This is a genomic window from Rubritepida flocculans DSM 14296 (assembly GCF_000425365.1).
Lineage (GTDB): Bacteria > Pseudomonadota > Alphaproteobacteria > Acetobacterales > Acetobacteraceae > Roseococcus > Roseococcus flocculans.
Window position 1 is genome coordinate 185,654 of record NZ_AUDH01000004.1, and the last position, 23,402, is coordinate 209,055.

The window sequence follows — 23,402 nt, forward strand, 5'->3', positions numbered from 1 at the left end:
TCTACCCCCGGATCGGCCGGCCGGAAATCATGGGGGCGGCGGGGGAGGATGGGCGTTGGAAGGCACCGCGCCGCGTGTTACCTCGCAGCGCCTGGGCGGCGCGCGGCGCGCCGCCGGGCAGGCGCCAGGATGACGCAGCATGTCTGAGACCGCCGGCCGGCCCGCGCGCAAGGATCCGCTGGAACGCGCCCTCGAGTCGGTGCGGGCGCAGTTCTTGGCGGTCTTCGCCTTTTCGGGCGTGGTGAACGCGCTGCAGCTCGTCGTGCCGCTGTACATGCTCCAGCTCTTCGACCGGGTGCTGGCCGCGCGGAACATTGACACGCTGATCCACCTCACCGTCATCACCGTCTTCGGCTTGGTGGTTATGGCTGTGCTGGAAGCGACGCGCAGCATCGTGATGCAGCGCCTCGCCGCCTGGGTGGAGTGGCGCGCCGCGCCGGCCGTGTTCGACCGCGCGCTGGAGGCGCAGCTTCGCGGCCAGCCCGCCGGCATGGAGGCGCTGCGCGATCTGCAGACGCTGCGCGGCTTCCTCGCCTCGCCGTCCTCGCTCGTGCTGAACGACATCCCCTGGGCCCCGGTCTATTTCGCGGTGATCTTCCTCATCCACCCGCTGCTCGGCTGGGTGGCGCTCGGCGGCGCGCTGGCCCTCTTCGGCCTGACCGTGCTGTCCGAGGCGCTGACGGCGCGGCTGCTGCGCGAGGCCGCGCCGACCGTCACGGCCGCGCAGCGCAGTGCGGAGGCCATGGCGCGCAACGCGCTGGCCATCGATGCGCTGGGCATGGGCCGGGCGGTGCGCGAACGCTGGCAGCGCCGCCTCGCCGAGGCGCAGCCCGGGCTGCTCAAGGCGGGCGACCGTTCGGCCATCATCCTCGCCGCCACCAAGTTCGCCCGCTTCGGGGTGCAGGTGGCGGTGCTCGGGCTCGGGGCCTTCCTGGTGCTGCGCCAGGAAGCCACGCCCGGCGCCTCCATCGCTGCCTCCATCATCATGGCCCGCGCCCTCGCGCCCGTGGAGCAGCTCATCGGCGGCTGGCGGCAGCTCGTGCTGGCGCGCCAGGCGCGCGCGCGGCTGCGCGCCTTCCTCGCACGCCCGCCGCTACGCCCCACGGGCACCGCCCCGCCCGTCACGGAGGGGCGGCTCACGGCGGAGCGCGTGGTCTTCGGCTTCGCCGGCCAGGGCGCCCCGCTGATCAAGGGGGTGAGCCTCGCGCTCTCGCCCGGCGAGGGGCTGGCGCTGATCGGGCCCTCGGCGGCGGGGAAATCCACCCTGCTGCGGCTGCTCGCCGGAAGCCTGCCGCCGCAGCAGGGCACCGTGCGCCTCGACGGGGCGGATGTGTTCCTCTGGCCGCGCGAGGATTTCGGGCGCCATGTCGGCTATCTGCCGCAGGAGGTGGAACTGTTCTCCGGCACCGTGCTCGAGAACATCACCCGGCTCGGCCCGCCCGACCCGGAGGCCGCCTTCGCCGCCGCCCGGCGCGCCGCCTGCCACGACATGATCCTGCGCCTTCCCCAGGGCTACGACACCGAGATCGGCGAGGGCGGCCAGCACCTCTCGGGCGGGCAGCGGCAGATGATCGGCCTCGCCCGCGCCCTCTATGGCGGGCCGAAGCTCCTGCTGCTCGACGAGCCCAACTCCAACCTCGACGGCGAGACCGAGGCGCGGCTGACCGAAGCGCTGCTCTCGCTCAAGGCGGCGGGGACGAGCTTCGTCGTCGTTTCGCACCGCCCCGCGCTGCTCAAGGCGGTGGACAAGGTGATGGTGCTGCGCGAGGGCGCGGTGGAGGCCTTCGGCCCGCGCGATGAGGTGCTGGCGCGGCTGATGGGCGGCCCGCGCGCGGGCATGCCGCTGCCGCCCGGGGTGGCGGCCTTGCGTCCGCCCCCCGGCGCGCCCCCGCCCGCGGCGACCGGAGGCGGGGCATGAGCGCCAGCGCCGCCGCGCCCTTCGACGCCGAACGCCCGCCCACCCGGCGGGTGCTGGGCTTCGGCCTGCTGGTGTGCATCGGCCTGTTCGGCGGCTTCATGGCCTGGGCCACCCTCGCGCCGCTGGCCGAGGCCACCCTCGCCCCCGGCCAGATCCGCGTCGAGGGCATGCGCCGGACTCTGCAGCACCTCGAGGGCGGCGTGGTGCGCGAGATCCTCGTGCGCGACGGAGACCGGGTGCAGGCGGGCCAGGTGGTGATGCGCCTGGACACCATCCAGGCCGAAAGCACGCGCGAGGCGTTGCGCGCGACCCGCGCGGCGCTGGCCGCCCAGGCCGCCCGCCTCGCCGCCGAGGCCGAGGACGCGCCCGCCATCGCCTTCCCCGACTGGCTGCGCCGCAGCGAAGATCCCCGCGCGCGCGAGGCGATGGCCGGGCAGGCCGCGCTCTTCGCCGCCCGCCGCGCGGCGCTGGAGAGCCAGCTCGCCATCGCCGAGGCGCGCGAGCAGCAGGGCCGCGCCTCCATGGAGGCCGCCCAGGGGCAGCTCCGCGCCGCCCGCCGTCAGCTCGAGCTGGTGATCCAGGAGGAGGCGATGCGGCGCGGCCTGGTGAGCCAGGGCCTGTCGCGCCTGCCCGAACTCCTGGCCGTGCAGCGCGCCCGTGCGGGCGCCGAGGGGACCATCGAGGAGCTGATCGCGCAGATCGCCCGCGCCGAGGCGCAGGTGGCCGAGGCGCAGAGCCTCGCGCGCAACGCCCGCAACGCCCGCGTGCAGGAGGTCGCGGCCGAATCGCGCGAGGTGGCCGGGCGGCTCGCCGAGACGGAGGAGCGGCTGCGCGCCGCCGAGGACGTCGCCCAGCGGCGCGAAATCCTGGCGCCCGAGGCGGGCACCATCGTCAACCTTCGCCTGTTCACGGTGGGCGGGGTGGTGCGCCCCGGCGATCCGCTGATGGACCTCGTGCCCGATCAGGACGCGCTGGTGGCGGAGGTGCAGATCCAGCCCCTCGACATCGACATGGTGCATGTGGGGTTGCGCGCGGATGTGCGCCTGACCGCCTTCCGCCAGGGCGTCGTCCCGGCGCTCGAGGGTCGCGTCAGCTTCGTCGCGGCGGACGCGACGAACGACCCGCAGACGCGGATGACCTATTACCGCGCCTTTATCACCCTCGTGCCCGGGCAGATCGAGCGGCTGCCCGGCGTGTTCCTCGCCCCCGGCATGCCGGTGGAGGCGCATATCGTCACCGGGCAGCGCAGCCTCTGGCGCTACCTCACCCAGCCACTGCGCGAGAGCATGCGCCGCGCCTTCACGGAGAACTGATCGGCCCGCGCGTCGCGTCCAGCGCCGCCTGCAGCATCCAGGTGGCGGCGGCCGCGTCCACCGCCGCGGCGCGCTTGCGGCGGCTGAGATCGGCCTCCTCGATCATCGCCCGGTTCACCGCTGCGGAGGAGAGCCGCTCATCCCACAGCGCGCAGGGCAGGCCCGTCGCTTCGCTCAGCGCCAGCGCCCAGTCCCGCGCCGCCTGGGCGGCGGGGCCGAGGCTGCCGTCCATGGAAAGCGGCAGCCCCACCACCAGCCCCCCCGCCCCCTCCTTGCGGGCGATGGCGGCGATCTCGGCCGCATTGTCGCGCAGCCTGCCCCGCTTCAGCGCCGCATAGGGCGACGCGAGCAGCAGCGTCACGTCCGAAAGAGCAAGGCCGATGATCCGCCGCCCAGGATCGAGGCCAATCAGCCGCGCCCCGCGCGGCAGGCTTGCGCGCAGCGCCGCCATGGTGGAGAGAGCCATGCGGGGCCTTATGCGGCCCGACCCTCACGAACGGAAGTGGATGTCATGTCGCTCGATGCCGCGACGGTGCGTCGCGTCGCCAACCTGGCCCGTCTTCGCCTGGAGGAGTCGGAGGTGGAGACCCTGCGGGGCGAACTCAACGGGATTCTCGGCTGGATCGAGCAGTTGCAACAGGTGGACACGGAGGGGGTGGAGCCCATGGCGGGCGGCGCGCCCGGCGAGGCGCGGCTGCCCTGGCGCGCCGATGCGGTGACCGATGGCGGCATCGCCGAGAAGGTGCTGGCCAACGCCCCCGACCGAGAGGGCGCGTATTTCGCGGTGCCGAAGGTGGTCGAGTGATGCGCCCGACGGATCTCACTCTCGCCCAGGGTCTGGATGCGCTCGAGAGGCGCGAGATTTCGTCGCTCGAACTGACCGACGCCTTCCTCGACGCCATCGAGCGGCTCAACCCGCGGCTCAACGCCTACATCACCGTCACCGCCGAGGCGGCGCGGGAGGCGGCGCGCGCCTCCGATGCCCGGCGCGCGAAGGGCGAGGCGGGGCCGCTCGAGGGCATCCCCCTCGGCATCAAGGATCTGTTCTGCACCGAAGGGGTGAGGACCACGGCCGCCTCGCGCATCCTTGGCCCCTTCGTGCCGCCCTACGAGAGCACCGTGACCGCGAACCTCAAGCGCGACGGGGCGGTGTTCCTGGGCAAGCTGAACATGGACGAGTTCGCCATGGGCTCCTCCAACCTCACCAGCGCCTTCGGCCCGGTGGAGAACCCCTGGTCGCGCGCCAATGATCCCTCGAAGCGGCTGGTGCCGGGCGGCTCCTCGGGCGGCTCGGCCGCGGCGGTCGCCGCAAGGCTGGCGATGGGCGCCACCGCCACCGACACCGGCGGCTCCATCCGCCAGCCCGCGGCCTTCTGCGGCATCGCCGGCATCAAGCCGACCTACGGGCGCTGCTCGCGCTGGGGGATCGTGGCCTTCGCCTCCTCGCTCGACCAGGCGGGGCCGGTGGCGCGCACGGTGGAGGACAACGCGATCCTCCTCTCCTCCATGGCCGGCCATGACCCGAAGGACAGCACGAGCGCGAACCTCCCCGTGCCCGATTTCCGCGCCGCGGTGGCGCGCGGGGTGAAGGGGCTGCGCATCGGCGTGCCGGAGGAATACCGCCTGCCCGGCATGCCCGCCGAGATCGAGGCGCTGTGGGAGCAGGGCCTGGCCTGGCTGCGCGAGGCGGGTGCGGAGACGGTGCCCATTAGCCTGCCGCACACGAAATACGCGCTGCCCACCTATTACGTGGTGGCGCCGGCCGAGGCCTCCTCCAACCTTGCCCGCTACGACGGCGTGCGCTTCGGGCTGCGCGAGAACGGCGCGGACCTGAAGGATCTGTACGAGCGCACCCGCGCGCGCGGCTTCGGCGCGGAGGTGCGCCGGCGCATCATGATCGGCACCTATGTGCTGAGTGCGGGCTATTACGACGCCTACTACCTCAAGGCGCAGAAGGTGCGCGCGCTGATCCGCCGCGACTTCGAGGAGGCCTGGGCGCAATGCGACGCCATCGTGACGCCGGCCACCCCCTCCGCCGCCTTCGCCATGGACGAAAAGCAGGACGACCCGGTGACGATGTACCTCAACGACGTGTTCACCGTGACGGCGAACCTCGCGGGGCTGCCGGGGCTCGCGGTGCCGGCCGGGCTCGATGCGCAGGGGCTGCCGCTCGGGCTGCAGGTGATCGGCCGTGCCTTCGACGAGGAGACGGTGTTCGCCGTGGGCGGGGCGATCGAGCGCGCGGCGGGGTTCGACGCAAAGCCGGGGATCATGGCATGAGCTACACCATCCAAGGCGAAACCGGCCCCTGGGAGGTCGTGATCGGCCTCGAGGTCCACGCCCAGGTGCTCTCCAAGGCCAAGCTGTTCAGCGGGGCCGCCACGGCCTTCGGCGCGGAGCCCAACAGCCAGGTCAGCTTCGTGGACGCGGGCTTCCCCGGCATGCTGCCCGTGATCAACGAGGAGTGCATCGCGCAGGCCGTGCGCACCGGGCTCGGGCTCAACGCCGAGATCCATCTCTGGTCGCGCTTCGACCGCAAGAACTACTTCTACGCGGACCTGCCGCAGGGCTACCAGATCAGCCAGTACGCCCACCCCATCGTGGGGCGCGGCGCGGTGGAGATCACCCTCGCGGACGGCACGACGAAGACCATCGGCATCACGCGCCTGCACCTCGAGCAGGATGCCGGCAAGTCCCTGCACGACCAGCACCCGACGAAATCCTTCATCGACCTCAACCGCAGCGGCGTGGCGCTCATGGAGATCGTGAGCGAGCCCGACATGCGCAGCCCCGAGGAAGCCGGCGCCTACCTCGCCAAGCTGCGCCAGATCATGCGCTACCTCGGCACCTGCGACGGCAACATGGACGAGGGCTCCATGCGCGCCGACGTGAACGTGAGCGTGCGCCGGCCCGGCGAGGGCTACCGCACGCGCTGCGAGGTGAAGAACGTCAACAGCGTGAAGTTCGTCATGCAGGCCGTCGAGGCCGAGGCGCGACGCCAGATCGAAGTCTGGGAGTCGGGCGGCACGGTCGAGCAGGAAACCCGCCTCTTCGACGTGGCGCGCGGCGTGACGCGCTCCATGCGCTCGAAGGAGGACGCGCACGACTACCGCTACTTCCCCGACCCCGACCTGCCGCCGCTGGTTCTGGAGCAGAGCTGGGTGAACCAGCTCAGGGCCAGCCTGCCCGAACTGCCCGACCAGCGCCGGGCGCGCTACATCGCCATGGGCCTCACGCCCTATGACGCCCATGTGCTGACCATCGAGCGCGAGACGGCGGCCTTCTTCGAGGAGGTGGCGCGCGGGCGCGACGCCAAGCTCGCCGCCAACTGGGTGACGGGCGAGTATTTCGCCGCGCTGAACCGCCTCAAGCGCAGCGTCACCGACAGCCCCGTGAGTGCCAAGCATCTGGGCGAGCTGCTCGACCTGATCACCGACGGCACGCTCTCGGGCAAGCTCGCCAAGGAGGTGTTCGAGGCGATGCTGGAGGCCGACGAGCCGCCCGGCGCCATCGTCGAGAAGCGGGGCCTGAGGCAGGTGACGGATGCGGGCGCCATCGAGGCGGCGGTGGAGGCGGTGCTGGCCGCCAACGCCGACAAGGTGGCGGAATACCGCGCCGGCAAGGACAAGCTGTTCGGCTTCTTCGTGGGCCAGACCATGAAGGCCATGGCGGGCAAGGGCAACCCCGCGCTGGTCAACGAGGTGCTGAAGGCGAAGCTCGGCTGATCACTCGCGCCGGGCGCTGTTCACGTCCGCGCGCAGGGTGAGCAGGTAGGAGACGATCATCAGCGCCATCCAGGCGAAGCAGAGCAGGTCGAAGATCGCGAAGCCGAACAGCAGAGGCGCCTGGATGGCGGCATTGCTCATCACGGCCACCGCACCCGCGACGATGACGAGGCCCGCGCGGATTTCCGTGGTGCCGATCGCGCCCACCGAGAGGTCGAACACGCCGGTGACAGCAAGCCGCGCCAGCGCGAGGTTCGCCAACATGTAGTAGAGGGCGAGCAGGATGAAGGGCACCGGCGCCCAGACGAGGCCCGAGACGGCATAGCCGGTGGCGAAGAGGAAGTAGCTCAGCGTGTCCAGCCCGTTGTCGAGCAGGAAGCCCATGGCGGGCCGCTCGATGCCGCGATGCCGTGCGAGCCGCCCGTCGAGCGAATCCCCGAGCCAGTTCAGGACCAGCCCCAGGCAGGCCAGCAGCAGGAACCCTCGGTGATCGAGCGCGAAGGCGAAGCCGAGCCCGGCGAACCCCGCGCCCAGCACGCCCAGCGCCGAGAGCCGGTCGGGCGTCACCCAGGCTGGCAGGCGCGGGGTGAGGGCGTCGAGCACGGCCGCCTCGGGCCCGGCGAGCAGGCCCTTGTTGCGGCGGATGGTGGTCATCGCCGCGGCAGCACCTCGCCGATGGCGGCCAGCGCCTGGTCCAGCTCCTCTTCCCGGTGGGCGGCGGAGATGAAGAAACGCAGCCGCGCCGCCCCCTCGGGTACGCCGGGCTGGACCACGGGAAAGGCCAGCACGCCCCGTGCTTCCAGCGCCTCGGCCGCCTGCAGCGTGGCCAGATCCGTCCCGATGATGGCGGGCAGGATGGCCACGCCCCAGGCGGTGCCCATCTCTGCCCCGGCGCGGCGCAGCCCCTCGTGGAAGCGGCTGCTCAACGCCTGCAGCCGCGCCACGCGCTCGGGCTCGCGGCGCATGATCCGCAGCGCGGCGAGGCTCGCGGCCGCCGTCGGCGCGGGCATACCCACGGAATAGACGAGGCCGGGAGCGCGGGCGCGCAGGATGTCGATCAGCGCGCGCGAGCCGCAGACATAGCCCCCGCAGCTCACCAGGGCCTTGGAGAGGGTGCCGAACCAGATGTCCACCCGGGCGGGATCGATCCCCGCATGCTCGTGGCTGCCGCGCCCCGTGTGGCCGAGCGTGCCCAGCGCATGGGCCTCGTCCACCATCAGCCAGGCGCCGTAGCGCTCCTTGATGCGCAGCAGCGCCTCCAGCGGCGCGCCGTCGCCGTCCATGGAGAACAGGCCCTCGGTGACGATGAGCACATGGCCGTGCTCGTGCCGGCTGCGCGCCAGCATGCGCTCGAGATGGTCGAGGTCGTTGTGGCGGAAGGCCCGGCGGTGGCAGCGCACGCCGGCCGCGCCCACCACGGCGCAGTTGTGCATCAGCGCATCGTGCAGGATCAGATCCCCGGGGCCGAGGATCGCCTGGAACAGCGAGGCGGGCGTGGCGTGGCCGCTGACGAAGAGCAGCCCCGCCTCGGCGGCGTAGGTCTCGGCCAGCGCCGCCTCCAGCGCGGCGTGCACCTCGCGCTCGCCCGAGGTGAGGCGGCTGCCGGAGACGGTGGTGCCGAAGCGCTCCGCCGCCTCCCGATGGGCGGCCAGCACCTCGGGGTGGCCGTTGAGGCCGAGATAGTCGTAGCTCGTGAAGTTCAGCAGCGCCCGGCCGTCGAGGCGCGTGTGCGGCCCCGCGCGCCCCTCGTGCCGGCGGTAGTAGGGATCGCGCAGCCCCGCGAGTCGTGTCAGCGCCCGGCCGCGGGTGATCTCGAGATAGGCGGGATGCTCGGCGAAGGAGGGGCTGGGGCGGGCGGGGGCAAGCTGCGCGGCTCGCAGCCGCTCGCGCCGGCGCTCGGCGCCGGTCGGCGGTGTCGGGTGGGGGCGCCGGGCAGGGGCGCTTCCCCACTGGCGCCCGCATCCGGCCCCGCTCCGCCCTCGATGCCGCCTCTCGCCCTGTCCTCCATCGCGTCCTGGCCTGCCCTCTGGGTCGCGTGCGATTGCCGGGCTCAGGCCTTCCCGGCCCGATCCGCCCCGGGATGGGATGCCAGCATGCGGCTGACCAGTTCCTGAACAGAACGGCCGCCGCCCAGCGCCAGCATCGGCAACTCGAGGCCTGTGCGCTTTTCCAGCATCAGCCGCAGTTCGAGCGCCATGAGCGAGTCGAGCCCCACATCGATCAGCGGCCGGTCGGGGTCCACGTCCTCGACGGGCAGGCGCAAGATGCGCGCCACCTCCTCGCGCACCACCTCGGCGAGGCGGCGCTGCGCCTCCTCGCGCGGGAGCTTCGAGAAGTCGAGCGTCTCCTCGCCGGCGGCGCCCATGCGCTGCGCGCCCGGGCCGAAAACCTGGCCGAAATAGGGCCCGCGCAACGTGGCGAGCTTGGACGCCGAAGGGGACCAGCGCAGCACCGAATAGCTGCTGATGGCGGGCGCGGCGCGCGGGGCGGCGAGCAGAGCGCCCAGATGCTCCAGCGCCTCGCGGGCCGGCACGCCCGCCACGCCGGTCGAGGCGCGCAGCCGCTCCCCGAGCCCCTGGGTGCGGGCGATGATCCCCACATCCGAGATCGCGCCCCAGCAGACGGCCAGCGCCGGCACGCCCCGCGCACGCAGTTCCAGAACGGCCCCTTCCAGATAGGCGTTGGCCGCCACATAGGCCGCCTGGCCCGGGCTGCCGACCAGCGTGGTCGTGGAGGAATAGGCCACGAGGTAGTCCAGCCCATGGCCTTCCGTGGCGGCGGCCAGCGCGCGCATGCCGTCCACCTTCGGGGCCAGAACGCTGTGCAGGCGCTCAGGGGTGAGGCCGATGATCATGCCGTCGTCCAGCACCATGGCGCTGTGGATCACGCCCGCAATGGCGCCATGCTCCTGCCGCCAGCGCGCGACGGCGGCGATCACCTCCTCGGTGACGGTCACATCGAGCCGCTCGGCCAGGATCCGGCAGCCGCGCGCCTCGGCCGCCTGCACCCGCGCCGCCGCCTCGGGCGCGATCTCGCCCCGACGCGAGGCGACGATCACGGTGCGCGCCCCCCTTTCGGCCAGCCACAGCGCGGTCGCAAGGCCGAAGCCGCCTGTGCCGCCCAGCACCACATGCGCCCCCGGCCCGGGGCGGAAGGCGGGCTGGCCCTCGCCGGCCGCGACGCCCTGCGGGGCGGGCCGCACCAGCAGCTTGCCCACATGCCCCGAGGCCTGCATCAGCCGGAAGGCCTCGGGCGCCGAGGCCCCTTCGAAGATCTGATAGGGGATGGGGTGCAGCGCGCCCGCCTCGAAGGCCTCGATCACCCGGCGCGCCGCCTCGGCCGCCACATGCGGCGCGTGGCGCAGAAGCTGATCGAGGTCCACCCCGAAATAGGCGAGGTTGCGCACGAAGGGGCGCAGCGGCAGGCGGGTGTTGTCGAGGAAGTCCCGCTTGCCCAGTTCCACGAACCGGCCGAAGGGCTTGAGCAGCCGCAGCGTCGCGCGCATCGCGTCGCCGGCGACGGAGTTCAGCGCCACATCCACCCCGCCGGTGGCGGCGCGCACCTCCTCCTCGAGGTTGGGGCTGCGCGAATCCACGGCGATGTCCGCGCCGAGATGGCGCAGCAGCTCGCGCTTCTCGGCCGTGCCCGCGGCGGCGACCACCCGCGCGCCCTGGAGCTTCGCGATCTGCAGCGCGGCGAGTCCCACGCCCCCAGCGCCGCCATGGATCAGCACGGTCTCGCCCGCACGCAGCCGCGCCGTCTCCACCAGCGCATGCCAAGCCGTGACGAAGGCGACCGGGATGGCCGCCGCCGCCTCGGCGGACAGCCCGCGCGGGGCCCGGAAGATCTGCCCCTGCGGCACGGTGACGTGCGAGGCGAAGGCGTCGGCGGCGAAGCCCATCACCACATCGCCGGGCGAAAACCCCCCCACCTCCGGCCCGAGAGCGCGGATGCGCCCGGCGAACTCGAAGCCGAGCGCGCCGTTGGTCAGCCCCTCGCCCAGGATTTCGTCGTCCAGCACGTCGAGGCCAAGCATGATGTCGCGAAAGTTGAGGCCGGTCGCGGCGACCTCCACCTCGACCTCGCCCGCCCGGGGCGGCCGCCGCGGCTCGATGCGCCAAGCCAGCCGGTCGAGCCCGCCGGGCTCGGCGACGAGGCGGGAGCGCTCGCGCCCCGGCTGAGGGGCGCGCAGCGGCGCACCCACGCGCACCGCCCGCGGTACCGAGAGGCCGCGGCCGCGCACCATCACCTCGCGCTCGGTCAGCGGCCCGGCGAGGCTTCGGCGCAGCGCCTCCTCGATCGCCGCGCCGGGGCAGCCCGGCTCGGTGCGCAGCAGCACCACGTCGATCTCGGGGAACTCGTTCATCAGCACGCGGCCGAAGGCGGCGGTGGCGTGCGCCACGGCGTCCTCCTCCTCGCAGACGACGTAGAGGCGCGGGTTCCCTCCCTGCCGGGCCAGCGCCATGGCCAGGCCGCGCAGGCGCAGGATCCGCCCGGCCAGCGCCTCGCGCACCGGGCTGGGGCGGGGGAGGTCGAGGTCCACCGCCACGGCTGGCCGGCCGGGGGCTTGGCTGCGCTCGGCCAGCGCGGCGGCGAGAGCGGCGGGTTCGGGGAAACTGCGCAGCTCCGCCCCGGGCAGCCATTGCGCGAGGCGCTCCATCGCCGCCGCGCGCAGCCCGAACAGCGCGAGACCCTCGCCCCTGCGCGGTGCGGGCGCGCTGGCGGGCGGCGGCAGCGCCTCCGGCACCAGGGCCAGCAGGCGCGAGCCATCCGGAAGGAGGGCCGGCGCGCAGGCGGGCCGGAGGCCAGCGCCGAGGAGCGCCGCGTCCGTCTCCTCGGGGAAGGGCCAGGCGCCCACCGGCTCCTCGGGCGTGAGCGAGAGGCGGAACCAGTCGGGTGTGGCGGCGTGCAGCAGGTCAATCGCCGTGTGGTGCGCCGGCGAGGCCAGCAGAACCGGGCAATCCGTCCGCGCCAGGGCGCGCAGCAGGTCTAGCGCGGAGGGGCTGCCCTCGCCGAGCGGCTGGGCGGCGACCGCAAGAATCAGGTCGAGGCTCTGGGATTCCTCCTCGGACGCCGGGTCGCCGATGCCCACGACCTCGCGCGCGCCGAGCCGCGCCAGCGCCCCCTCCGCCGCCTCCGGCGAGGCGGTGAGCAGGCGCAGGCTGATCCGCCGCGTCCGAGCCAGCGGCAGCAGCCGCGGCAGCAGGCCGGGCAGCGCGCTCTCCGTGAGCCCGAGCCGAAGCTGCCGCTCGGGGTGGTCGGCGGCGAGGCGCTCCACCACCTGTCGCGCCGCGTCCAGCACCGGGGCGAGAAAGACGGAGTGCGCCGCCATCGCCTCGGCGAGCGGCGCGCCCTCGGGCGTGGGGAAGCCGGTGGCGAGCAGCCCGGGCAGCGCGCCCAGCATATGCGCGGCGAGGCGCAGATCGGCCGGCGCGGCCGGGGCGCGGCGGGCAAGAAGGCGAAGCGCCTCGGCGGGCGAGGGCAGCTCGGACGGCTGGGTGAAGGCGAGCTGCGCCCCGTCATGGCGCAGCACCCCGGCCTCCAGCAGCGCGTCGGTCAGCGCCTGCCACGCGGTGCGCGCACCGGGCGGCAGCCGCGCCGGGCCCGAGGGAGAGAAGCGCGGTCCCGCCACATCGTGCACGGCGCGCGCGGCGGCGGAAAGCGCGAAGGCCGCGAGCGCCTCGCGTTCGGCGGCGTGCTGGTCGGCGGTGGCGCGAGCCAGCCCGGCCAGCGCCGCGGCGAGGTCGGGCCGCGCCGGCGCCCATTCCTCCTCGCGCACGCGCACCACGCGGTCCTCGGCGCGGGAGGCGGCGTAGGTGACGCGGCGCATCACCACCCCCTCGGCCCGCGCCACCACCGAGCCCGAGGCCGAGAGCAGATCCACGTCGAACACCCGCGCCCCGCGCGTGCGGCGGATGAGCCGCGCGACCGCCCGGTGCGCCTTGCGCCCCGGCTCGTACAGCGACAGCCGCGCCACCCGCACCGGCAGCTCGCCCGCCACGATTCCCGGCCCGCGCTCGATGCCGAGCATCAGCCCATGGAAGGCGGCGTCGAAGGAGACGGGGTCGGTCGCGAAGACATCCTTGAAGGCGCCGAGGTCGGGGCTGCTGGGCGCGATCTCGGAGACGGTGACGGGGCCGGCGCGGCCGCAGGCCACCACGGCGCGGAAGGCGCCCGAATAGCTCATCCGCGCCGCCTCGGCCGCGGCGTAGACGGCCTCGCGCCCCTCCCATTCGAGGTTGGGCGGCTCGGGCGGGGCCGGGGGTTGGGCGGAGGGCTCCGGCGAGACGAGGCCCCGGGCGTGCAGCACGAAGCTCTCCGCCGGCTCGAAGCGCCGGCGCGAGCGCACCTGCACGGCACGTTCGGCCTCATGCCAAGTGACGCTGAGCTCGCGCGGTTCGCCCGGCTCGAGCACCAGCGGGCGCAGCACGTCGAGCATTTCCACGCGCAGCCGTGCGGTGCCCAGCGCCTCGCGCCCCGCGGCGATCATGATCTCGATGTAGCCGGTGGCGGGGAACACCACCTCGCCATCCACCCGGTGCCCGGCCAGGAAAGGCACCATGTCGGCGCCCAGCAGGTGGCGCCATTCCGCACCGCCGGGCGCGATGCGCGCGCCCAGCAGAGGATGCACCGGCACCTGCTCCACGCCGTAGATGCCATAGGCCTCTTTGGTCGGCTCGATGCGGTAGCGCGCGCGGTTCCAGCGCATGCGCGGCAGCCGGCGCGGGCCGCGGCGCGGGCTGGGCGCGGGGCGCTCGCGCGGGCCGGGGTCGGCGCCGCGCGCCAGCGCCTCGAGCACGATGCGCCGGATGGGGTCGCTGCCGGGGGGAGGGGCCTCCTGTGTCAGGCTTGCCAGCACGGCGGCGCGGCGGCCCGCGCCGCGCGCCACCTCGGCGATCGCGCCGCCCAGGATGGGGCGGGGGCCGATCTCCACCACCACACCGGCCTCGGCCAGCGCCGCCTCCACCGCCGGCTGGAACAGCACGGGCGCCCGCACATTGGACCACCAGTAGGCCGCGTCCAGCGTCTCGCCCGCCGCCGCCTGGCCGGTCACGGTGGAGAGGAAGGGCGTGTGCGCCGGGCGCGGGGCGATGTCCGAGAGGGCGGCGATCAGCGGCTCGCGCGCCGGCTCGAGCAGCGCGCTGTGGAAAGGGTATTCGATGTCGAGCTGCACCGCCGCCAGCCGCTCGCGCCGGGCCGCGGCGATCACTGCGGCCACCCCTTCCTGGGTGCCGGAGATGGTGGTGGAGGCCGGGCCGTTCAGCGCCGCCACCTCCACCTCCCCACCGCCGGCCTCCGCCAGCAGCTCCGCCGCGCGCGCGCCGTCGCAGGCGAGCACGGCCATGCGGCCGAGGTCGCGCGCGAACTCCTGCTGCGCGCTGCGCCGCACGATCAGGCGCACCGCATCCGCGAGGCTGAGCGCGCCCGAGGAGCAGGCCGCGGCCACTTCGCCCACGGAATGGCCAAGCACCAGATCGGGCCGCAGCCCCTCCGCCTCCAGCGCCGCCACGAGCGCCATCTGGGTGGTGAAGATCAGCGGCTGCGCGGCGGTGGTCAGGCGCAGACGCTCGGCGCAGTCCGCAGCTTCCATGGTCTCCAGCGGGCAGGCGCCGCCCTCGGCGCGCACCATGGCCGCGATCTCGTCGAAGGCGGCGCGGAAGCGGGGGTTGGCCCGGTAGGCGGCGCGGCCCATGCCCGGCCACTGGCTGCCATTGCCGGAGAAGACGAAGGCGACGCGCGCGCGCGCGGCCGCCGCCTCGCCTTGGATCGCGGCGACCGGCGTGGCGGGGCGGCCGGTGCGGTGGAAGGCCTCCAGCTCCGCTACGGCGTCCCCGCGCGCGCCGAGGTCGAGCACCAGGCGATGGCGCAGCCGGTCGCGCGTCGCCTCCGCTTCGGCCGCCAGCGAGCGCGGATCGTGCTCGCGCAGGGCCTGGGCGTAGTCGCCGGCCAGGGCCTGCAGCGCCTCGCGCGTATGGGCGGAGAGCAGCAGCACATCGCACCCCTCGCCACGCGGGGGGGCGGTTTCGGGCAGGGGGGCGCTCTCCAGCACGGCATGGGCGTTGGTGCCGCCGAAGCCGTAGTTGCACAGCCCGGCCAGCAGCCGCCCCGCGGGGGCGAGCGCCACCGGCTGAGCCGCCGGGGCGAGCCCGAGCTCCTCCATCGGGATCTCGGGGTTGGGCTGTTCGAGGTAGAGGCTGGCCGGAAGGCGGCGATGCTCGAGCGCGAGCACGCATTTGGCGAGGCCCGCGAGCCCCGAGGCCGCCTCCAGATGCCCGACGTTCGATTTCACCGAACCGAGCGGCAGCGGCGCATTGCGCCCGCGCCCCAGCGCGGTGCCGATGGCGCGCGCCTCCACCGGATCGCCCGCGCGGGTGCCGGTGCCGTGCGCCTCCACGAAGTCGAGCGCGGAGGGGGCGATCCCCGCCCGCTCATAGACGGCCGTCAGCAGGCTGCGCTGCCCCTCGACGGAGGGGAGGTTGATGCCGTTCGTCCGCCCGTCCGAGTTCACGCCGATGGCTCGCAGCAGCGCGCGCGGCCGGGCGTAGCGCCGCGCCTCGGAGAGCTTGCCCAGCACCAGCGCCACCGCGCCCTCGCTGCGCACATAGCCGTCCGCCAGCGCCGAGAAGGGGCGCGAGCGGCCGGTGGGGGAGAGCATCCCCGCGCGCGAGAAGCCGATGAAGGGCGCGGGCGAGGCGAGCACGTTCACCCCGCCCACGATGGCGAGCTCGATCCGCCCGCTCTCCAGCGCCATCGCGGCCTCGGCCAGCGCGACGACGGAGGAGGAGCAGGCCGTGTCCAGCGTCAGGCTCGGGCCCTTGAGGTCGAAGACATAGGAGACGCGGTTGGAGATGATGGACAGGCTGTTGCCCGTCATGAAATGCGCTTCGATGGCGCCGAGGTCGAGCAGCGGCCCGTCCGCGTAGTCTGTGGCGGAGGCGCCGACATAGACGCCCACCGCCCGCCCGGCGAGCGAGGAGGGGGGGATGCCCGCATCCTCCAGCGCCTCCCACACCACCTCGAGCATGAGGCGCTGCTGGGGGTCCATCTGCGCCGCCTCGCGCGGCGAAAGGCCGAAGGCCTGGGCGTCGAAGGCGTGCGCCTCGCGCAGATAGCCGCCGGCGAAGGTGTAGGTGGCCCCGCGCACGCGTGGGTTGGGGTTGAGGAAGCGCTCGGGGTGCCAGCGGTCGGGCGGGGGGCGGTCGGTCACGGTGGAGCGCTGCTCTTCCAGCACCGACCACAGCGCGCCGAGATCGGGCGCGCCCGGAAGCCGCGCGGCGATGCCGAGGATGCCGAGCGGTGAATCCGGGACGGTGATCAAGAAGGGTGGCTCCCCGGGAACGGACGGGCCGCGCGGGGTGCGCTCAGCCGCCCTGCAAGCTTCTGTTTTGTTCTCGAATAGGGGCAGGCGCCCGGCCGCGTCAATGCGCCTGCATGCGGCGAGGCCCGGGCAGGAAGCTGCGCCGCGGAATGCGGGGGCGCCGGAGGGGCAGGGCAGGCCATGCCCGTCCATCGCATGAACCGGCCGGCGCCAGCCATCGCCAGCGCCAACCACCGGCTTCGACTTGCTCTATGACGGGCGCGCCGGCGGGCAGGGCCGTTTCTCGCAGTGCCGAAAGGGGTTACCCTGCAATCCATGTCGAGGCTTGCGGAGGGGCGAGGGGTGGCGTGCTCGCGGTGGTGAGCGGTGCCTCCAGCGGCATCGGCCTGGCGCTCGCGCAGGGGCTGCTGGCGCGCGGCGCGCAGGTTCTCGCCATCGCCCGCGGGGCGGAGCGGCTGGCCGCCGCGCGCGACGCCCTGCCGCCCGAGGCGCGTGCGCGCTTTCTGCCGCTGCCCGCCGATGTGCGTGAGGCCCGGCCTCTGGAGGCGGCGATCTCGGCGGCGGTGCAACGGCACGGCGCGCCCGGCTGGTGCATCGCCTGCGCGGGCATCGTCCGCCCGGGCCGCTTTGCCGATCTCGCCGCCGAGGACCACGCGGCGCAATGGGCCACCAACTACCAGGGCGCGGTGAACCTGCTGCGCGCCTGCCTGCCCGCCATGCGGCGCGCGGGGCGCGGGCGGGTGGTGCTCGTCTCCTCGGCCGCGGCGCTGGGGAGCTTCTACGGCTATTCGGGCTATGCGCCCGGCAAGGCCGCGCTGCGCGCCCTGGGGGATATCCTCCATCTCGAGCTCGGCCTTTCGGGCGTCACCGTCACCACGGCCTTCCCGCCGGACACGGACACGCCGCAATTGCAGGAAGAGGTGAAAGCACGACCAAGGGTCGCAGAGATCTTCATGCGCGGCAATCGGATTTTTGCGCCGCAACATGTCGCGCGCCGTATCCTGGAGGGCGCCGAGCGCGGCAGGCGCCACGTCACCCCCGGCCTGGGCGTGACGCTGCTGCACCGGCTGCCCTGGCTCATCGAGCCCGGGCTGCGCCGCGCCCAGCGCCGCCTCATGGCCGCGCATGAGCCGCGGGACTGAGCCGATGCCTGGGCTGCTCGACCGCGTGCTGGCGCGCCTCGCCGCCGCCCCCGCCTTCGTCGAGCGGGTGGAGGAGGGCGCGCTCCTCCCCGCCCATCCGCCCCCATTGCCTGCGCCGCCCGGCCCCCTGCGCGCCCTGCTGCTCGCGCGCGAGAGCCTGCTCGCCGGCTGGACGGAAGAGGCCTTCGCCGCCGCGGATTTCCGCTTCCGGCTGCTGCGCCGCCAGGTCTGCGTGTTCAACCACCCGGATTCGGTGCGCGCCGTCTTCGTCACCCACCACGCCGCCTTCGAGCGCAAGGGCGCGATGATGCGCCGCTCCCTCGAGCCGCTGCTGGGCGACGGGCTCTTCGTCAGCGACGGCGCGACCTGGCGGCAGCGCCGTCCGATCGTGGCGGACATCGTCCACCGCAGCCACCTGCCGGAGTTCGCGCCGCTGATGAGCGAGGCGGCCGGCGCGCTCGCCGCGCGCTGGGCCGAGGCCGGGCCCGAGGCCGTGCACGACCTGCTGGCGGAGATGGCCGAGCTCACCGCCGGCATCATCGCGCGCAGCGTGTTCGGCCGCCGCCTGCCCGCCGAGGCGCTGCGCCGCATCGTGCGCGGCTTCGCCCGCTACCAGGGCGCGGTGGACAGCTTCAACCTCGGCTATTTCCTGGGCTGGCCCGAGGGCTGGGCGCAGGGCCGCGCGCGGCCCGTGCGCGAGGCCGCGGCCGAGGTGCAGGCGGTGGTCGAGGGGCTCGTCGCGGGCCATCTGCGCGGCGAGGGCGAGGCGGGCTCCATCCTCGACTGGCTGCTGCGCCGCGCCGGCGAGGGCGCGGTGAGCGAGGCCGCGCTCGCCGCGGTGCGCAACGAGGCCGCGACCATCTTCATGGCCGGCCATGAGACCACGGCCGCCGTGCTCACCTGGGCCTTCTACCTGCTCGCCAAGGCCCCCTGGGCCGAGGCCGCCCTGCACGCGGAGCTGGACGCCGCCCTGCCGCCCGGGGGCGCGGCGCTCGACGACCTGCCGCGCCTGCCCTACACGCGCGCCGTGATCGAGGAGGCGATGCGCCTCTACCCGCCCGTGCCCATCCTGCCCCGCCAGGCGGGCGAGGCCATGCGGATCGGCGAGCTGGAGGTGGAGAAGGACGCGCTGGTGCTGGTCTGCCCCTGGCTGCTGCACCGCTCGCCCGATCTCTGGGAGGCGCCGCACGCCTTCCGCCCCGACCGCTTCCTGGGCGAGGCGCGGCCGCGGCCCTACAGCTACATCCCCTTCTCGGCCGGCCCCCGCGTCTGCGCGGGCCTCGCCTTCGCCATGGCGGAGGCGATGATCTGCCTCGCCACGCTCGCGCGGCGCTTCCGCCTCGTGCTGCGCCCGGGCGTGGTGGCCGAGCCGGTGGCGCGGCTCTCGCTGCGCCCGCGCGCGCCCCTTCTCGTGCGGGCCCTGCCGCGGTGAGCGAGGAGGCGAACCCCATCCTGGCCGCGCGGCTCGCCCGGCGCCGCCCCACCCTCCTCAACCGCGCGCGCGACGCGTGGGAGATCGCGCTGGACGCCGCCTTCCGCCGCCTGCCCATGGATCTCGGCCCCAGCCTGGCGCGGCGCTTCACGCTGGCGGAGCTGCGCCTCGCCCGGCCCTGGGTGCTGGAGGGCGCGCGGCGCAACCTCGCGCGGCTGCGCCCCGATCTGCCCGAGGCCGAGCGCGAGGCGATGGCGAGCCGCTTCATCGTCCACCTCGCCTCGCTGGTGGGCGAGATCGCCTCCGTCGAGCGGCAGTTCCCGGCCGGGCGGGTGGAGATGCAGGGCCATGAGGCCGGGGTGGCGGCGCACAAGGCCGGGCCGCTGCTCGGCCTTTCGCTGCACACCGGCAACTGGGAGCTGCTGGGCGCGGCGCTGCGCGAGCTCGGCGTGCCGCTCTCCTCCTTCTACGAAGAGGCCGAAAGCCCCGGCGCCACGCGCGTGCTGCGCGGCCTGCGCGGCCGGCTCGGCGTGCGGCTGCTGGAGCCGACGCTGGCCGGCGTGCGCCAGGGGCTGCGCGAGCTGCGCGAGGGCCGGGTGGTGGCCGTCTTCGGCGACGAGGCGCGGGCGGGGCGGCTGATGGCGCCCTTCTTCGGCCGGCCGCCGCACACGCGCGGCAACCTCGCCGTCGCCGCGCGGCTCGCCCGCGCCACCGACGCGGTGATCGTCGTCAACCAGGTGCTGCGCCTGCCCGGGAACCGGTTCCGCGTGGTGTTCCACCCGCCGCGGCGCCTGCCGCCCCGCGCCGAGACGGGCGAGGCGGCGCTGCTCGCGGATGTGACGCTGCTGAACGAGTGGATCGAGCCCGCCATCCTGCCCCATCTGGACCAGTGGTATTTCCTGGATGACGCGCTCGACTGAGCCGCGCCTGCTGCTCGATCTCTCGCGCCTGCTCTGGCGCGGGGGACGGCGCGCGCCGGGCGGCATAGACCGCTTCGAGGCGCTGTTCGCCGACCACCTGCTGCGGCATGACCCGGAGGCGGGCTTCGTTTTCACAGATGGCGGGGCGGTGCGGCTGCTGCCGCGCGCCGTGGCGGTGGCGGTGGCGGGCGGGGCGCTCGCGCGCTGGGCGGGGCGCGAGGGCGATGCGGGCTGCCGGCGCGTCGCGGCCTATCTGGCGGGGGATGGCGGCGCCCTGCCCGTGCTGCGCCTGGCCGCCGGCGAGGGGCGGCCGGGCCTTGCCGAGCGCCTCTCCTGGGCGATCGCCGATCTGCGCTTCCGCCCGCGCCGCGCCCCCGTGCTGGGCCCGGAGGCGCTGGCGGGGGCGGTCTATGTGAACCTCTCGCATCGCAACCTCGACGATCCGCGGCTGATCGCCGCCCTCGCCCCGGCCCGTGCGCGACTCGCCCATGTGCATGACGACATTCCGCTGCGCCGGCCCGATTTCGCCGTGCCCGGGCTGCCCGAGGCCTTCGCGCGGATGTTCGCGCACCTGGCGGCGGGCGGCTTCGCGCTGACCACCAACTCGCGCGATTCGGCGGCGCGCATCGCGGCGACGGCGGCGGCGCGGGGCTGGGCCCTGCCGCCGGCGCGGCCCATGCCGCTGCCGCTGCCGCCCACGCTGCACGGCCCGGTTCAGAGGGTGCGCCCTGCGCGGCCCTTCTTCGTGGCGGCCGGGCTGTTCACGGCGCGCAAGAACCTCGGCACGGTCATCGAGGCGATGCGGCGGCTCAACGCCTGCTGCGCCGTGGACCTCGTCCTGGTGGGCGCGCCCGGGGCGGACGCCGTCGCGGCGCTTGGCGGGCGCACGGGGCCGGCCTGGCTGCGCCGGGCTGAGGGCTTGAGCGATGCCGCGCTGCGACGCCTGCTTGGCGCGGCCAGCGCTCTGCTCGCCCCCTCGCTGGAGGAGGGTTTCGACTATCCGGCGCAGGAGGCGCTGGCGCTGGGCGTGCCGGTGCTCGCCTCCGACATCCCGGTGCACCGCGAGTATCTGGGCGGGTATGCGCGGCTGCTGCCGGCCGAGGCGGCGGAGGCCTGGGCGACGGCCATGGCGGCGCTGCTGGAGGAGGGGCCGCAGGCCGAGGCGCGCGCCCTGGCCGCCGCCTGGGACGCGCCGCCGGCCGAGGCGCGCTGCGCCGCGCTGGCCGGCTACGCGCGTGCGCTCAGCGCCTGAACAAGCCGAACAGGGTGCGGAAATCGAGCACCGACTTGAGATCCTTCGCCGGAAAGCTCAGCGTGCAGCGCTCGCCGGTCCGGTTGAAGAACTCGAGGCGGATCTGTCCCTCCACCGTGCCGGCATAGCGCACCCGCTCTCCCTGGAAGCGGTCATTCGCCTGCGGGGCGCTGAAGCTCACCTCGCTGCGGAAGGGGAGGGTGTCGGACATGGCGATCCCTTCGCAGAGACGGGGCGGTGGCGGGACGGGAGGAAGGTGGTGCCCAGGGCCGGAATCGAACCAGCGACACTGCGATTTTCAGTCGCATGCTCTACCAACTGAGCTACCTGGGCGCCGTCGGTCGCGGGGTGATAGCGAAGGGGCGCGGGGGTGTCCAGCCGGGGGGGCGGGGTTACACCGGGAGCGGAGGCGCCTCGCCGGGAGTCGCGGAACGCGGCTGCCCCTGTCAGCCTTCCTCCTCTCCGGCGCGCGCCTGCGGCTCCTGCATCGGCAGCGCATAGGCGCCGCTGAGCCAGCGCCCGAGATCCACCTGCCGGCAGCGGTCCGAGCAGAAGGGCCAGGGGCCGCGCGCGCCCGGCTGGCGCGGGGGCGCGGGCCGGCCGCAGACCGGGCAGCGCGGTCGGCCCGGCGGGTTGCGCTCAGGCATCGGTCACCTCCTCGGCGGAAGCTTCGCGCAGCGCCAGCGCATGGCCGGCGCTGGCTGCGTATTCCTCCAGCGCGCCGGGCAGGGCGCGCAGCGCCTCCAGCACGGCGCGGGGCGCATGCAGGGCGAGGCGGCGGTGCGGCGCGGCCGACGCCTCCCGGGCCGCGCGGCGCAGCAGCGCGAGCCCCCGCGCGAGGGCGCGATCGGCCAGCACCTCGTGCAGCGGCGGATGGATTCGCGCCCGGCGCAGCTCGAACAGCCCGAGCGGCCCGAAGCCGAGCGGCTGGGCGAGCCCATCCCCCGCCAGCGCGGCGCGCAGCGGCGCCTCCAGCCTGGCGCGCTGCTTCGGCGAGAGCCCCGCGAGGTCGAGCAGGATGGGCCCGGCGAGGTCGCGCAGACGGATCTGCCGCGCGAACTCCGGGATGGCGGCTTTGTTCGCGGCCATGGGCTCCGCCCCGCCCGAGTCCACGTCCACCGCCGTCAGCGCGGGCAGGGGGGAGATGATGAGCCGCCCTCCGCCGGGCAGGGCCGCCTCGGGAGATTCGAGCTGCTCCACCTCCGCCTCCAGCGCCTCGTCGAAGGCTTGGCCGCGGACCACCCGCTCGCGTCCCAGCGCGGCGACGAGGCGCGCCTGCTCGGCCGCATCGTCCACCACCACCCGTGCCGCGGGGTGCTGCGCGGCCCAGCGCAGGGCCTGATCGGGGCCGCGGGCGAGCAGCCCCTCGCCCGGGAGCTGCGGCGTGCGGGCGGAGAGGCGGGGGCCCTTGCCCCCCTGCGCGGCGCGGATGACGCGCAGCGTCAGGCGCGTCCCCTCGGGCGGCAGGCGCCGCTCCGGCGCCTCGCTTTCGGGCAGGAAGCCTGTCACCCCCTCCGGGAGCGCCACGAAGGCGCCGGCCAGCGCGGGCGCCACGGCCAGGATGCGGCCCTGGAGGATGTCGCCCACCCCGTCCGGCCGGGCGGGGCGCTCCAGCCGGTAGCCGGTCAGCACGCCATGTTTCACCAGAGCGACGCGCCGCTCGCCGGGGCTGCGCGCCAGGCGGATTTCGATCACGGCCGCAGCCAGCCGCAGCCGCGCAGGAGCTGCGCCGTCTCGAAGAGCGGCAGCCCCACCACGTTGGAATGGCTGCCCGAGAGGAAGCGCACGAACATCTCCGCCCGGCCCTGGAGGGCGTAGCCGCCCGCCTTGCCCCGCCACTCGCCGGTCTCGACATAGGCGGCGATCTGCTGGTCGGTCAGGCGCTGGAAGGCGAGGGTGGTGGTGACGAGCCGTCGGCGCATCGCCCCGTCGGGCAGGAGGAGCGCCACCCCCGTGTGGACCTGGTGCCGCCGCCCGGAGAGGAGCGCGAGGAAGCGCCGCGCCTCCTCCGCGTCGGCCGGCTTGCCCAGGATGCGCCGGCCCAGGCCCACCACCGTGTCGGCGGCCATCACCAGCGCTTCCGGCGATGCGACCGCGCGCGCCTTCGCCTCGGCGAGCCGGGCTGCGAGCTGGCGCGGCAGCTCGCCCTTGCGGGGCGTCTCGTCAATCTCGGTGGCGAGGATGCGCGCCGGCGTCACACCGATGCGCGCAAGCAGCTCCTGCCGGCGGGGCGAGGCGGAGGCGAGCCAGAGGGGAGGGGAATCGGTCACGCCGCTGCGGTTAGGGCAGGGCGCGGCACCTGGGAAGCGGGCCCGGGCGGGATGCGCGCCCCGGGCCGGCCCTTCGGCCGCCGCGGGCCCCGCCCCTGCACGTCAGCCCGG

Annotated in this window: 17 protein-coding genes and 1 tRNA gene; 9 read left to right on the forward strand and 9 right to left on the reverse strand. The window is 74.8% G+C overall.

Annotation, left to right across the window (positions count from 1 at the left end; translation table 11 throughout):
- Window positions 1–139 precede the first annotated feature (139 nt).
- A complete protein-coding gene (locus H596_RS20380; protein WP_051212482.1) occupies window positions 140–1,918 on the forward strand; it encodes a type I secretion system permease/ATPase in 1,779 nt (592 codons plus the stop codon).
- Window positions 1,915–3,231: an HlyD family type I secretion periplasmic adaptor subunit gene (locus tag H596_RS20385; RefSeq protein ID WP_051212484.1), complete on the forward strand. Its 1,317-nt coding sequence runs from the start codon at window positions 1,915–1,917 to the stop codon at window positions 3,229–3,231. Before H596_RS20380 ends, H596_RS20385 begins: the two co-directional genes overlap by 4 nt.
- Here H596_RS20385 and ruvX read toward each other — a convergent pair.
- Window positions 3,218–3,697, reverse strand: coding sequence for a Holliday junction resolvase RuvX (gene ruvX / locus H596_RS0106355; RefSeq protein ID WP_027284176.1), 480 nt, complete (start codon window positions 3,695–3,697; stop codon window positions 3,218–3,220). The two genes, H596_RS20385 and ruvX, sit on opposite strands and share 14 nt — an antisense overlap.
- A 45-nt stretch (window positions 3,698–3,742) precedes the next feature.
- Between ruvX and gatC the strand changes: the two genes are divergently transcribed.
- From gatC to gatB, 3 genes are read left to right on the forward strand one after another with little or no spacing between them, the layout of a single operon-like run.
- Window positions 3,743–4,036, forward strand: coding sequence for an Asp-tRNA(Asn)/Glu-tRNA(Gln) amidotransferase subunit GatC (gene gatC, locus H596_RS0106360; protein WP_027284177.1), 294 nt, complete (start codon window positions 3,743–3,745; stop codon window positions 4,034–4,036).
- Window positions 4,036–5,511 (forward strand): Asp-tRNA(Asn)/Glu-tRNA(Gln) amidotransferase subunit GatA, encoded by a 1,476-nt coding sequence (gene gatA / locus H596_RS0106365; protein ID WP_027284178.1) that lies wholly within the window; start codon window positions 4,036–4,038, stop codon window positions 5,509–5,511. Before gatC ends, gatA begins: the two co-directional genes overlap by 1 nt.
- A complete protein-coding gene (gatB, locus tag H596_RS0106370) occupies window positions 5,508–6,956 on the forward strand; it encodes an Asp-tRNA(Asn)/Glu-tRNA(Gln) amidotransferase subunit GatB (RefSeq protein WP_027284179.1) in 1,449 nt (482 codons plus the stop codon). Before gatA ends, gatB begins: the two co-directional genes overlap by 4 nt.
- Here the strand turns inward: gatB and H596_RS20390 are convergent, their stop codons facing one another.
- From H596_RS20390 to H596_RS20400, 3 genes are read right to left on the reverse strand one after another with little or no spacing between them, the layout of a single operon-like run.
- Window positions 6,957–7,610 carry a CDP-alcohol phosphatidyltransferase family protein gene (locus H596_RS20390; protein WP_051212487.1) on the reverse strand — a complete coding sequence of 218 codons (654 nt, stop codon included), beginning with the start codon at window positions 7,608–7,610 and terminating at the stop codon, window positions 6,957–6,959. It abuts the gene before it with no gap.
- Entirely contained in the window at window positions 7,607–9,043 is a 1,437-nt protein-coding gene (locus tag H596_RS20395; RefSeq protein WP_084602595.1) for an aminotransferase class I/II-fold pyridoxal phosphate-dependent enzyme, read from the reverse strand. The genes H596_RS20390 and H596_RS20395 overlap by 4 nt, the downstream gene beginning before the upstream one ends.
- Entirely contained in the window at window positions 9,007–16,275 is a 7,269-nt protein-coding gene (locus H596_RS20400) for a type I polyketide synthase (protein WP_037300242.1), read from the reverse strand. Before H596_RS20400 ends, H596_RS20395 begins: the two co-directional genes overlap by 37 nt.
- Window positions 16,276–16,634: 359 nt before the next feature.
- Between H596_RS20400 and H596_RS20405 the strand changes: the two genes are divergently transcribed.
- From H596_RS20405 to H596_RS0106405, 4 genes are read left to right on the forward strand one after another with little or no spacing between them, the layout of a single operon-like run.
- On the forward strand, window positions 16,635–17,417 hold the full coding sequence (locus H596_RS20405; protein WP_169579851.1) for an SDR family NAD(P)-dependent oxidoreductase: 783 nt from the start codon (window positions 16,635–16,637) through the stop codon (window positions 17,415–17,417).
- A complete protein-coding gene (locus H596_RS20410) occupies window positions 17,401–18,849 on the forward strand; it encodes a cytochrome P450 (protein WP_084602598.1) in 1,449 nt (482 codons plus the stop codon). Before H596_RS20405 ends, H596_RS20410 begins: the two co-directional genes overlap by 17 nt.
- Entirely contained in the window at window positions 18,846–19,769 is a 924-nt protein-coding gene (locus H596_RS0106400; protein WP_027284180.1) for a lysophospholipid acyltransferase family protein, read from the forward strand. Before H596_RS20410 ends, H596_RS0106400 begins: the two co-directional genes overlap by 4 nt.
- Window positions 19,753–21,021, forward strand: a complete 1,269-nt coding sequence (locus H596_RS0106405; protein WP_027284181.1) for a glycosyltransferase — start codon at window positions 19,753–19,755, stop codon at window positions 21,019–21,021. Before H596_RS0106400 ends, H596_RS0106405 begins: the two co-directional genes overlap by 17 nt.
- Here the strand turns inward: H596_RS0106405 and H596_RS0106410 are convergent.
- The 5 genes from H596_RS0106410 to H596_RS0106430 all read right to left on the reverse strand — a co-directional run bounded on the left by H596_RS0106410 (window position 21,011) and on the right by H596_RS0106430 (window position 23,291).
- Window positions 21,011–21,232: a hypothetical protein gene (locus H596_RS0106410; protein WP_027284182.1), complete on the reverse strand. Its 222-nt coding sequence runs from the start codon at window positions 21,230–21,232 to the stop codon at window positions 21,011–21,013. The two genes, H596_RS0106405 and H596_RS0106410, sit on opposite strands and share 11 nt — an antisense overlap.
- Before the next feature lie 46 nt (window positions 21,233–21,278).
- Window positions 21,279–21,354: transfer RNA gene (locus H596_RS0106415), tRNA-Phe, on the reverse strand.
- Window positions 21,355–21,467: 113 nt separating this feature from the next.
- Entirely contained in the window at window positions 21,468–21,668 is a 201-nt protein-coding gene (locus tag H596_RS0106420; protein ID WP_027284183.1) for a DNA gyrase inhibitor YacG, read from the reverse strand.
- The gene (locus H596_RS20415) at window positions 21,661–22,716 is read right to left on the reverse strand and encodes a ribonuclease E/G (RefSeq protein WP_051212494.1); all 1,056 of its coding nucleotides are present in this window, start codon (window positions 22,714–22,716) and stop codon (window positions 21,661–21,663) included. Before H596_RS20415 ends, H596_RS0106420 begins: the two co-directional genes overlap by 8 nt.
- Complete coding sequence (locus H596_RS0106430) at window positions 22,713–23,291, reverse strand: Maf family protein (RefSeq protein WP_027284185.1); 579 nt, start codon at window positions 23,289–23,291, stop codon at window positions 22,713–22,715. Before H596_RS0106430 ends, H596_RS20415 begins: the two co-directional genes overlap by 4 nt.
- Window positions 23,292–23,402: the final 111 nt, after the last annotated feature.